This window comes from Embleya sp. NPDC020886 (assembly GCF_044333915.1).
In the GTDB taxonomy this organism is placed as follows: Bacteria; Actinomycetota; Actinomycetes; order Streptomycetales; family Streptomycetaceae; genus Embleya.
Map to the genome: position 1 here is coordinate 275,686 of NZ_JBIRRX010000003.1, position 11,075 is coordinate 286,760.

Annotated in this window: 12 protein-coding genes; 8 read left to right on the forward strand and 4 right to left on the reverse strand. The window is 72.5% G+C overall.

What is annotated here, in order from left to right:
* Nucleotides 1-36 precede the first annotated feature (36 nt).
* From ACH4U8_RS12155 to ACH4U8_RS12170, 4 genes are all read left to right on the forward strand, one after another.
* On the forward strand, nt 37-1,833 hold the full coding sequence (locus ACH4U8_RS12155; protein WP_395777323.1) for a ferritin-like domain-containing protein: 1,797 nt from the start codon (nt 37-39) through the stop codon (nt 1,831-1,833).
* Nucleotides 1,834-2,135: 302 nt separating this feature from the next.
* Nucleotides 2,136-3,053 (forward strand): sigma-70 family RNA polymerase sigma factor, encoded by a 918-nt coding sequence (locus ACH4U8_RS12160; protein WP_395777325.1) that lies wholly within the window; start codon nt 2,136-2,138, stop codon nt 3,051-3,053.
* 261 nt (nt 3,054-3,314) lie between these two features.
* Nucleotides 3,315-4,151 carry a hypothetical protein gene (locus tag ACH4U8_RS12165; protein WP_395777327.1) on the forward strand — a complete coding sequence of 279 codons (837 nt, stop codon included), beginning with the start codon at nt 3,315-3,317 and terminating at the stop codon, nt 4,149-4,151.
* The gene (locus tag ACH4U8_RS12170; RefSeq protein WP_395777329.1) at nt 4,148-4,660 is read left to right on the forward strand and encodes an OsmC family protein; all 513 of its coding nucleotides are present in this window, start codon (nt 4,148-4,150) and stop codon (nt 4,658-4,660) included. Before ACH4U8_RS12165 ends, ACH4U8_RS12170 begins: the two co-directional genes overlap by 4 nt.
* Before the next feature lie 473 nt (nt 4,661-5,133).
* Here ACH4U8_RS12170 and ACH4U8_RS12175 read toward each other — a convergent pair whose 3' ends face one another.
* Complete coding sequence (locus tag ACH4U8_RS12175; protein WP_395778215.1) at nt 5,134-5,256, reverse strand: hypothetical protein; 123 nt, start codon at nt 5,254-5,256, stop codon at nt 5,134-5,136.
* Between the two features lie 18 nt (nt 5,257-5,274).
* Here ACH4U8_RS12175 and ACH4U8_RS12180 point away from each other — a divergent pair, with 18 nt between their 5' ends.
* The 3 genes from ACH4U8_RS12180 to ACH4U8_RS12190 all read left to right on the forward strand — a co-directional run bounded on the left by ACH4U8_RS12180 (nt 5,275) and on the right by ACH4U8_RS12190 (nt 7,555).
* Nucleotides 5,275-5,667, forward strand: a complete 393-nt coding sequence (locus tag ACH4U8_RS12180) for a hypothetical protein (RefSeq protein WP_395778195.1) — start codon at nt 5,275-5,277, stop codon at nt 5,665-5,667.
* The gene (locus ACH4U8_RS12185) at nt 5,664-6,512 is read left to right on the forward strand and encodes a serine peptidase (RefSeq protein ID WP_395777331.1); all 849 of its coding nucleotides are present in this window, start codon (nt 5,664-5,666) and stop codon (nt 6,510-6,512) included. Before ACH4U8_RS12180 ends, ACH4U8_RS12185 begins: the two co-directional genes overlap by 4 nt.
* A gap of 260 nt (nt 6,513-6,772) precedes the next feature.
* On the forward strand, nt 6,773-7,555 hold the full coding sequence (locus ACH4U8_RS12190) for a glucose 1-dehydrogenase (RefSeq protein WP_395777333.1): 783 nt from the start codon (nt 6,773-6,775) through the stop codon (nt 7,553-7,555).
* 29 nt (nt 7,556-7,584) lie between these two features.
* Here ACH4U8_RS12190 and ACH4U8_RS12195 read toward each other — a convergent pair whose 3' ends face one another.
* Complete coding sequence (locus tag ACH4U8_RS12195; RefSeq protein ID WP_395777335.1) at nt 7,585-7,977, reverse strand: hypothetical protein; 393 nt, start codon at nt 7,975-7,977, stop codon at nt 7,585-7,587.
* Between the two features lie 203 nt (nt 7,978-8,180).
* Nucleotides 8,181-8,894, reverse strand: coding sequence for a DUF5995 family protein (locus tag ACH4U8_RS12200; protein ID WP_360306887.1), 714 nt, complete (start codon nt 8,892-8,894; stop codon nt 8,181-8,183).
* 430 nt (nt 8,895-9,324) lie between these two features.
* On the opposite strand from ACH4U8_RS12200, the gene ACH4U8_RS12205 reads away from it, so the two are divergent.
* Nucleotides 9,325-10,254 carry an IclR family transcriptional regulator gene (locus ACH4U8_RS12205; RefSeq protein WP_395777337.1) on the forward strand — a complete coding sequence of 310 codons (930 nt, stop codon included), beginning with the start codon at nt 9,325-9,327 and terminating at the stop codon, nt 10,252-10,254.
* 5 nt (nt 10,255-10,259) lie between these two features.
* Here ACH4U8_RS12205 and ACH4U8_RS12210 read toward each other — a convergent pair whose 3' ends face one another.
* The gene (locus tag ACH4U8_RS12210) at nt 10,260-10,919 is read right to left on the reverse strand and encodes a 1,4-alpha-glucan branching protein (protein ID WP_395777339.1); all 660 of its coding nucleotides are present in this window, start codon (nt 10,917-10,919) and stop codon (nt 10,260-10,262) included.
* Between the last annotated feature and the right edge of the window lie 156 nt (nt 10,920-11,075).

Sequence of the window (11,075 nt, forward strand, 5' to 3'; positions counted from 1 at the left end):
ACCTCCACCGCATCGGACCGGCGAAACGAGAGACCTGTGAATCAATCGGCCCCACAGCGGCCCGCCCCGGCCCCCGCCGCGGCGCCCCGGATCGGCACGCCGGACGATCTGCGCGAGCACCTGCAATGGGCGCTCGAACTGGAGCACGCGACACTGCCGCCTTACCTGTGCGCGCTCTACTCGCTGGACCCGAAGCGCAATCCCGAGGCCGCCCAGGTCGTGGCCGGCGTCTTCGTCGAGGAGATGCTGCACCTGGCCCTGGTCGCCAACCTGCTCAACGCGGTCGGCGGCACCCCGAGGCTGGACACGCCCCGGATGTTGCCGAGCCACCCCCGGCGGTTGCCGCACGGCGACCCGTCGTTGGAGTTGTCGCTGCTTGCGTTCGGCCCGGAGGCGCTCGACATGTTCCTGCGGCTCGAACGGCCCGCGCCGCCGGACGCGCCCGCCCAGGCCGACGGCTACGCGACCATTGGCCAGTTCTACGCCGCGATCGAGGAGGGGCTGCGCGACCTGTGCGCCCGGCTCGGCGAGCAGGAGGTGTTCCGCGGCGACCCCGCGCGCCAGGTGGGGGAGCGACACTTCCGACACACCACCGGCAGGCTGGTCCAGGTCACGGATCTGGCCTCGGCGCTGACCGCGCTCGCGGAGATCGTCGACCAGGGCGAGGGCCTGCTCCGCGGCGAGGTCTGGGACGGCGACCGGGACGTCCACCACCCGGATCGGGACGAGGTCGCGCACTTCTACCGTTTCCAGGAGCTCCGGGTCGGTCGTCGCTACCGGCGCGGCGACACCCCACAGTCCGGGCCGACCGGCGAACCGCTGCACGTGGACCTCGGCGGCGTGCGACCGATGCGGCGCGACCCGCGTCCGCACGAGCACCCGCCGGGGAGTGCGATCCGCGACGCCCAGGACGAGTTCAACCGTACGTACTGTGCCGTCCTGCACCTGCTGGAGCGGGCTTTCGACGGCAGTCCGAGGCTGCTCGCGGTCGCGACCGGCATGATGTACGGGCTGCGCGAGCAGGCCCGCGTGCTGATGGAGATGCCGGACGGCGAGGGCACGACGGCCGGTCCCACCTTCGACTACGTCCCGCCCGAGCAGCGCGCGTGGAGCCCCGGCGACCGACCCCGGATCGTGGTGCTGCCCGGCGGCCCCTACCTCGTCTACGGCGGCATCCCGCTCCGGCGCAAGGTCAAGGTCGTCTCCCCGGAGAACAACGACGCGCTGACCTGGAGGACCGGGCCGGAGTCGGCCACCGAGCACACCTACGCGCTGTGCCGCTGCGGCCGTTCGGGCGCGAAGCCGTTCTGCGACGGGACGCACGCGGTGGTCGGCTTCGACGGGACCGAGAACGCCGTGGTGACGCCCTACCGCGAGTTGCGGCACGTGCACGACGGCGTCGGCATCTCGGCGCAGCGGGTCGGCGAATTGTGCGTGCACGCCGCCTTCTGTATCGGCGCCACCAGGCCGATCGCCAAGATGCTCGACGACACCGAGGACCCCGACGTGCGCTCGAACATCATGGGACGCATCGACCACTGCCCGTCCGGCTCCTACAGCTACGCGCTGGAGCGGGACGGCGAGACCGTCGAGGTCGACCTTCCTCGGGCCGTCTCGGTCCTGGCGGAGGAAGGCGACCTGGCCGGCGCGCTGTGGGTCACCGGCGGGGTCGCGGTGCACCGCGCGGACGGACGGCCCCTGGAGACCCGCAACCGGATGACGCTGTGCCGGTGCGGCCACTCGGCCGGCAAACCGCTGTGCGACGGCACCCACCGCGAGATCGGCTTCCGCGAGGAGCCGACCACCGCCGAGGCCGGTCGGGAGCGGGGTTGAACGCCGAGCCCGGGACCGGCGACCGCGCCCTCCCACGCGGTCGCCGGCGTTCGGGTCGCCGGCGGCGGGAGGAAATATTCGACGGAGGGCCGTACCCCGCCGGCACGGCGGCGGCAGAACGCACTCCGCCGAGGTACGGACGCGTCGCGCGGGGGGTTCCCCACGCGGCGCATTCGCGCGTCCGGCCGGGCTCGGATCCCCGTGTCGGCCGTGCGACGGATGCCCCGCCGCGACGAGACGGCCGCCGGACGACCGTTTCGGTCCGCGGTATCGACACCCTCACCTCGAAGGCGCGATCGAACATGCAGCTTGACGGACAGGATCAGGCGAGTTCCCTCGACCGGGCCGCCGCGATCTTCATCGAAGTGCGTCCCCGCCTGTTCGGCATCGCCTACCGGATGCTGGGCATCGCGGCGGAGGCCGAGGACGTCGTCCAGGAGACCTGGTTGCGCTGGCAGCACACCGAGCGTTCGATCATCGACAACCCGGCGGCCTTCCTGGCCACGATCACCACCCGGCTGTCCATCAATGCCGCGCAGTCCGCCCGGGTCCGTCGCGAGACGTACCTGGGTCCCTGGTTGCCCGAGCCCGTCGACACCAGCGCCGATCCCGCGCTCGGGGCCGAGCGGGGCGAGGCGCTGGAAATGGCCCTGCTGTTGCTGCTGGAGAAGCTCACCCCCGCCCAACGGGCCGCCTACGTCCTGCGTGAAGCGTTCGACTACCCGTACGAACAGATCGCCGAGATTCTCCGGCTCAGCCCGGCCAACGTCCGCCAACTGGTGAGCCGTTCGCGCAAGTACCTGAGCACCGCGCGGCGCGAGAGCATCGACGCGGGCCGGCACCGGCGCCTCATGGAGACCTTCCTGGATGCCGCCAAGGAGGGCAATGTCTCGGCCTTGGAAGAGCTTTTCGCCGCGGACGTGGTCAGTACGTCCGACGGCAACGGCATCAGGGGCGCGGCGCGCTTTCCCGTGGTCGGCGTCAACCGGGTGGCGCGGTTCATGGCGGCCCTGGCACCGAGGTTCTGGTCGGCGGAGCGGATCCGGTGGGTGGAGGTGAACGGCCGCGCGGGCCTGCTCGTCCCGCGCGGCCCCGCCGGTTTCATGCTCCTGTCCGTCGACGCCGCGTCGGACGGTATCCGGCACCTGATGTGGATCGTCACCGCGGACAAGCTCGGCGGCTTCGTGCCATCGGTCGAACGGGTCGGCGGCACGGTATGAGCGGTGCCACATCAGCCGACGTCGCGCCGTCCGGCCGTCGCCGTCCCGGGACACCCGAGGACTCGGCGACCGACACCCGGGGCGACACGGATCGGGTCGGGAACCGTCACACCGAGGCGGACCGTCCGGTCCAACGTGAGGGGACGAACGAAGTGAGGACAACGTGCCGACGATCCTGACCTCCGGTGTGCGCGCCGGATCATCGCCCGGGGAGCGGGCGGCTTCCCGCCTGCCGAACTCCGCGCGCCGGGCGGGCCGGACATGAGCACGGCCGCCCCCACCTCGGTGGCGGAGATGCTCGACGAGCGACGCCACCTGCTGGAGATCGCCACCTGGTTGTTCGACGCCGCCGCCGCGGACCGGATCCTCCAGGAGACCTACCGCCGCTGGTACGCCCTCGACGACGCCGAACGCGCGCGGATCGGCCCGCCTCGGGCCTGGTTGACCAGGGTCGCCGGAGGCATCTGCCTGGATCGACTCTCCTCGACCGCCTCGGCGGAAACCCCGGTGGACGACTACGCGGCGGACGTCGAGGCGTACCCGCCACGGCCGCGCCCGGACCCCGACCCGGTCACCGAGTGGCTGCGGCTCAACCCCACGCAGGACCACGGCGACCCGGACGTGGCGGCCCGGCACGACGAGGTCGTGCGCCGGTTCGCCGCGGCCTGCGTCACCGGCGACACGGCGGCCATGCGGGCGATGCTGGCGGCGGACGCGATCGTGGTCAGCGACGGCGGCGGCAAGGTGCGCGCCGCGGTCGAGCCGACCCACGGCGCGGAGGCGGTCGCCCGCTTCGTCAAGGACCTGCTGGGCGATCCGCCACACCCGGTGGTCTCGGTCGCCTCCGTCAACGGCCGGGCCGGGCTGCTCCTCGGCGCCGAGGGGCGGGTCGTGGCGGTGGTCGGTGTGAGTGTCGCCGAGGGTGACGTCACCGCCGTGTGGATCATGCTCAATCCCGACAAGCTGCGGGGCTGGCAGGGCGGCCGGCCGCATCCCGCTCCCGATCGGGCGCCGGTGGCTCCGGGGGTTTCGATACCTTCGGGGGCCTCGGCGGGTGCGGCCGCTTCGGCGGCTTCGGAAGAAAGGGCAACACCATGAACGATCCGGTCACGGCGCCGCCTACGGAAGGCGTGCCGGGCGCAGGCGGGTTCAGACCGCTCTACGCCGCCCGCGTCGCGGTGAGCGGTGGTCGGCTCGCCCACGGCCGCGCCACCGGCCGGGCCCGCTCGTCGGACGGCGCCCTGGAGTTCGACCTGCGCATGCCCGCCGAACTGGGCGGCGACGCCGGCGGCCCGAACCCCGAACAACTCACCGCCGCCGCGTTCGCCGCCTCGCTGCACGGCGAACTCACCCTGGTGGCGCGGCAACACCTGCTCGATCCGGCACCCATCACGGTCGAGGCGACCGTCGCCGTGGGCCGTGACCCCTCCGACGGGGGATATCTGCTGCACACCGAACTGGAGGTGACCTGGCCCGGCGTCGCCCGCGAGACCGCCGACCGCCTGCTCGCCAGGGCCATCGCACACTGCCCCTACGCGAAGATGGCCGGCCACGGCATCCCCACCACCATCACCCTGGCCCCGGACCGGCGACACGAGGAAACCTGAGCGGGCCCCCTGATCTGCATGGACCCGGATCAGGGGCCCTTCCGTTCCGCCGGTGCCGCGCACGGCGATGGCCCCGGCCGAGGAGAAGCCGACCTGCCGTTCTTCCCCAATCCGGGCGCACGACCCGAACGCGGCACGCCTGGCCGACATCCCCTCCGCGCCACAGGTCTTCCTCGGCCCCGTTGCGCGACACTTCACCGGCCGTCGGTCCCGGCTCGGCTTGCCGGCACCGTGGTTGGACGAGGTCGGGACGGGTGGCCTACGGGTGGTCACCGCAACCCCGGGGTAGGTGAGTCGCGTTGCCGGGCGCGCGCTCGCGGGCGCCGTGCATCCCGAACCGGTCGCGGTGCCAGGCCCGCGAACACATGGACGCCCGCTGGTTGCCCCTCGATCAACACGGCACTGGCGGCCGTACGGTCCGAAGGCCCCACTCGACCGGGGGTATTTGCCTGGATCGCGCACCAACTCGGGCTCTACCAGAGGGCGGACGCGCCGATGGACATATCCGGTCGGCCGCCACCGTGAGCGCCGACCGCCGGCGTCGAATCCGGGTCCTGCTCGCGGGCCGGCAACTCGGCGAACCCTTCGGTGATCACGACCGCATGGTGAACGCGATGGCAGGTATCGTGCCGGACGGGCGTCCCGTCGCCGTGACCGGCTCCGACGATCGCACCGTGCGGGTGTGGGACCCGACCGCCGGCCGACGACTCGGCGAACCCCTCACCGGTCGTGTCGGCCCGGTGAACGCCGTGACGTTGCACGGGCGTTCCGTCGCCGCCACCGGCTCCGACGACGGCTCCGTGCGGGGCCGGGATCCGACCACCGGACGGTGTATCGATCGGATTCGGCCGCCGGCGCAATGTCGAGCGCTGGGGATGGTCGGCGGGGGAAGATTGCTCGTCGGCTTCGACCCGGACGTCGTACTGCTCGTTCACGGGAGCGGTGCATCGACCGCGGGTCCGGCCGCCACCGGGAGAACCACCGGCATCGATGAGGAGGAATCGTGACGGGTGCGATCGTGGGCGTGCACGGCATCTGGAACTTCCGCCGGGGCGAGACGCCCGAACGCGCGGCCGACAGCCTGTCCGGCGTCTGGAGCGCGAGCGTGGCCACCGCGCTGCGCCGGGCCGGGTCGATCGCGCCGGCGCCGCGCGTGCAGGTGGCGTACTACGCCGATCTGCTGCACCGGCGCGGACGGCAGGGGGCCGACGACGGGCTCGACGATCTGGACCCGTTCGAGGCCGAGTTCGCCGGCCACTGGCTGGACGAGTTCGACCTGCCGGTGGGGGTCGCGGCGGGTGAGTCGACCATCGAGGTGCGTCAGGCCGTCGAGACCCTGGCCCGGATGCGCGTCCTGGGCCCGCCCGCCACGAAGTGGTTCGTGGCCGGTCTGTGCCGGGAGGTCCCGGCCTACCTGAGGAACCCGGACAGCCCCGGCCGGGCCGCCGCCCGCGCCCGAGTCGTCGACGCCCTCGAAGCCACCGGCGCCCGCGTGGTCGTCGCGCACTCCCTCGGGTCCGTCGTCGCCTACGAGGCCCTGTGGGCCCGCCCCGACCTGAGCATCGACCTCCTGGTCACCCTCGGCTCACCCCTGGCCCTGCCGCACGCCGTCCTGCCTCGTTTGCGCCCGGCGCCCGTCGACGGTCGCGGCGCGCGTCCACCGGGGGTGGCCAAGTGGGTCAACTTCGCCGACCCCGGCGACATCGTCGCGGTCCCCCGAGGCGGCGTCGGCCACACCTTCGACGGCGTCGACATCGACGAACACACCATCATCGGCGCCTTCGACTTCCACCTCGCCAAGAACTACCTCGCCCACCGCCGCCTCGGCGAAATCCTGACCACCACCCCCTGACAACAACCCCCCCCGAGCCGCCCCCACACCTCCCCACCCCGTGCCCGCCCCACCTCGGCCGCGCGCCGCCCCAACCGCACGCGGCACCGCGCCGACCCCGCCCCCCGGCATCCCCGCGCCCCGGCCTCACCCTGCCCCGCGCCCCGTCCCGCTCCGCGCCCCGCCGCAACACGGGACGCGGGTGACGGGTATGGACTTTGTCAGGTGGCGCGCGTATATAAGTGTCGCCAGTACATAAAATGATCTCCGGGAGTTCCCGTATGTACGACCTCGACGGTCTAGCGGTCCTGATCACCGGTGCCGCACAGGGCCAAGGAGCCGCCGAGGCGCGCCTGTTCGTGCAATGTGGCGCGCGCGTCCTGCTGACCGACGTGCAAGAGGACGCCGTCGCGAAGGTGGCCGCCGAACTCGGCGATCGTGCCTCGTACATCCGGCACGACGTCAGCGCCGAGGACGACTGGACCAAAGCCGTCGAAGCGGCCGTCGAGCGGTTCGGCGGGGTGGACGTACTGGTCAACAACGCGGCAGCGATGCGCATCGTGGCCATCGAGGACGAGACGCCGGACGCCTTCCGCCGCATCCTCGACATCAACCTCGTGGGCACCTTCCTCGGCATCCGCGCGGTCGCACCGGTGATGCGCGCCGCCGGCGGCGGGGCGATCGTCAACATCGCGTCGATCAGCGGCGTGCAGGGACAGGCGTGGGCGTCGGCGTACTCCGCGTCCAAGTGGGGCGTACGCGGCCTCACCCGCACCGCCGCCACCGAACTCGGCCCGGCCGGCATCCGGGTCAACGCCCTGGTGCCCGGCGCGATCAGGACCGCGATGTTGCCCGACGACCGCAGCGGCGCCGAGACCGACACGCGCTTCGCCGGACTGCCCCTGGGCCGGGCCGGCGAGGTCGACGAGATCGCGCACATGGCCGCCTTCCTGGCATCGCCCGGGGCGTCCTACATCACCGGCGCGGACTTCCGCGTGGACGGCGGCTACACGGCCGGCCCGGTGGCGGCCCCGCGTCCCGAGGCTCCGATGACGTTCCACTGACACCCACCGGCTCCCACCGACACCCGGGGTCAATCCCAGTCCCACTCCAGGGTCCGGCCGGTGCGGCGGTGGTGTACCTCGGCCACCTGCCCGACGGTCAGCCCGGGCAGCCCCGGCCGCCACGAGGGGAACGTCTCGGGTCGTGCCCACAGCGCGTGGTAGTGGGCGCGGCCCCGGCTCACCACCCAGTGCGCGACGTCCTCGGCACCGTCCTCGGAGTCGGGCAGGTACGGCGTGAACGGGTCGCAGAGGAGTTCGACCACCGCCTCCCAGAGTTGGCGGTGCAAGCGCTCCAGGTCGCCCGGCTCCATCGCGGTGAGTGCGGCCTCGACGCGGTCGGGATCGCGGCACACGGTCTCGACGGTCGCCCAGAACCAGTCCGAGAGATGATCGGGCGGTTCCCCGGGTGGGTCGACCGTCATGGAGGTACGCCCCTTCGGTCGGATGGTCGCAGCGCCGTTCGCGTGGCCACAGCGTCACCGCGACACCTGCGCACGCGCGACGGTGATCCTACCCCCCCGCAATGCCCGGATCCGGCTTGCCGTTTCGCGCGGAGCCCGGGCGCGCCCCCCTCCGGGCGGAGGCGACGGGAAGGGGGGCGCGTGGCCGGTCGGCGTGTGTGCGCCTACGCCGGGGGAGGGGGAACGACGGGCAGCAGGATGCCGTGGCCGACCTTGCCGACGGTTTCGCCGAGCGCCTCCTCGTGGCTGCGGTAGATCAGCGAGCCGATGCGCTTGTCGTTCCACAACGATTGCGCGGTGATCCAGGCGGCCTTGCGGGCGCCGGCGATGGAGAAGCCGGAGACGGCGTGCTTGAGCAGTTCGGCGTCGCGGGTGGCGACCTTGACGATCCGGATCTCGAACTCCGCGCGTACCTCCGCCTCGGCGTCGGCGAGCAGGTCGTTGACCTTGTCGTAGTCCTCCTGGACCGGCGGCGTGTCGGGTGTGGTGTGGCGTTCGGCGCAGGTCTCGACGACGGCGACGGCCAGGTCGTGGTTGATGTGCGCGTTCATCCCGGCCAGGGCGAACTGGATCGGCCAGATCACCCGGTTGTCGCGGGCGCGGAACAGCGGCGCCCAGGCCCGGTCGACCGAGCGGCCGGCCTTGGCGGCCTCGACGTTGCGCAGATACAGGCCGGCGAAGATGACGTCCATGCGCTCCAGGAACGCGTTGTCCTTGAACGAGCCCGCGGTGACCTTTTCCTTCACGAGCTCGGTGACCTTGAGATACATGTGGTTGAAGCAGGCGACGCCGTCGCTCGGATCGAGTTCGGTGTCGATCTGCCGCATGCGCGCGATGACGTCGTCGATGGTGGTGGGCTGTGCCGTGGTCGTGGCCATGAAGAGTCTCCTGCGGGTGGTGACGGCCGACGAAAGGATCTATCCGCAGTAGTGAATCAGCTACGAAGAGTAATTCTCGGTGGCGGCGACCGGCGAGACCCGACAAAAACAACAGGTTGGGGAGGCTTGTGGGTGTGCGGGGCGCCCGAACGGAGCCCATCCCCCGCGCTCGAACATGTTCGAGCGCCACCCGGGCGAGGGGCGGCGGGCGCCACCCACGGCGACCCGATCGAGCCTGCCGGCCAAGGGAGTTGCTCCCGCCCCGTTCGCTTCGCCGCAGGCAGTGGCCGCGACCGCGCCGGGCGGCCTCCGCCGCGCGGCCGGGACGCCGGCGTGATCGGCTGCGCGCCGAAGCGCGGGGGGACACTCGGTAGGGTGTGGCGCGCGCCGGTGAGGCCGCAGACGGGGACACGAGGGTGGGGGCGAAACCATGGCGGCGGTCGGCGAGGGCGCAATCGGCACCACGGCCTCGGAGGCGAGTCCGTCGCCGCCGACCGACCGGGTCGTCGGCGTCCTGGAGCTGCTCGCGAGTCGACCCGCCCAGGCGTTCAGCCTCAGCGACATCGCGCGTGCGCTGGGCATGAGCAAGGCCACGTGCCACGCGGTGACCGCGAGCCTCGCCGGGGCCGACTACCTGATCCGCAATCCGGTCGACAAGACGTTCACGCTGGGTCCGGCGCTGGTGGCGGCGGGCCGCGCGGCCGAGCGGGCGTTTCCCGCCGTACACCTGGCCCAGGCGGAGGCGGCGACGCTCACCGACGAACTCGGCCTGCAGACGACGGCGGCGATCCGCAGCGAGGACCATCTGGTGATCGTCGCGTACGCCGGCACCGGGCCGGACGACGGTGCGGTGCGAATCGGTCGCCGCATCCCGCTGGCACCGCCGTTCGGCGGGGTGTTCGTGGCCTGGAGCGACCGGGCGGTGATCGACGAATGGGCCCGGCGCACCGAACACCACGCGCCGCGCGAGCCGTTGCTCGACTCGCTCGCCGCGATCAGGACCCGCGGCTACAGCGTCGAGCGGCTGACCCCGGCGGGCGTACGGCTGCGCCACGCGCTCGCCGAACTCAGCGACGACCCGCTCGCCGAGGGTCTCCAGCCGATGGTGATGGCACTGTTGGCCGAACTGCGCCAGGCCGAGTATCTCCCCGGCGACCTCGAAGGCGACGGTCGGCATCCGGTCAGTGCGATGAGCGCGCCGGTCTTCGACGCCGAAGGCCGTACGCAGATGAACCTTTCGGTGCAACCGCAGCGCGAGATGACCGTGCGCGAGATCGAGCGCACCGGCCGCCGCCTGCTCAGGAGCTGTGCCCGCATCATGCACGCGGTCGGCGGCAAACCCCCGGCGACCCGCCCCTGACCGGACTACGCCCGGGTGTTCGGGTGCAGGACGGCGAACAGGCCCCGGGCGCGGGTGCCTTCCGGCGTCCGCCAGGGACCGCCGACGTGGCCGGTCGCTCCCTGCGCAGGCACGAACGGGCCGTCTGCGGCAGGCCGTAGGACCCGGTGCAGGCGCAGCGTCGTGCCGTCCGGCGTGGTCAGCGCGGTGCCCTCGTGGTCGTCGGCGGTGGTGAAGTCCGTGGGGATGGCGCCCGCACCGGTGTAGGCGGCGACGACCTCCGGGTCGGGGAGGTCGCTGACGCCCTGGTCCTGGGCCTGCGCCCGACCCTCGATCAGGGCGGCCAACCGGGCGATGGATACGGGATCCTGGCAGCCGTCGTAGGCCCAGCGCCGGCCCAGTACGCCGTGCTCCATGGTGCCGACGAGGGCGTGCTCCGCCCCGTCGAGCGGGGCGCCGCGATAGGTGAGCGGCACCAGGTAGGTGATCGGCCGGGGGCCGGAGCCGTCGGTGACCACGGCGAACTCGATCCCGACCTCGCCGCGTGGGTCGTCCAGCCGGAAACCGCCGGCCCTGGCCAACCGCGGTTGCGCCGCGCCACCGCGGTACCACGGACGCGAGGGCAGCCAGGCGGTGAGCAGTTCGAGCTTGCTCGGGGTGAGGGTGGTGTGGTGGATGACGGCCATGCCGAAGGCTACCAACGGCCGCCGCCCGAACGCCGCGTCCCGACGACCCGACCCGTTATGCCCCTCGTACGGGCGGTTTTCGTGGCAAAGAGCGAGTGATCGTCGACAATCCGTGATCAAATGGCTCGACTGGATTGTTGGTTGGCACGGTGCCGC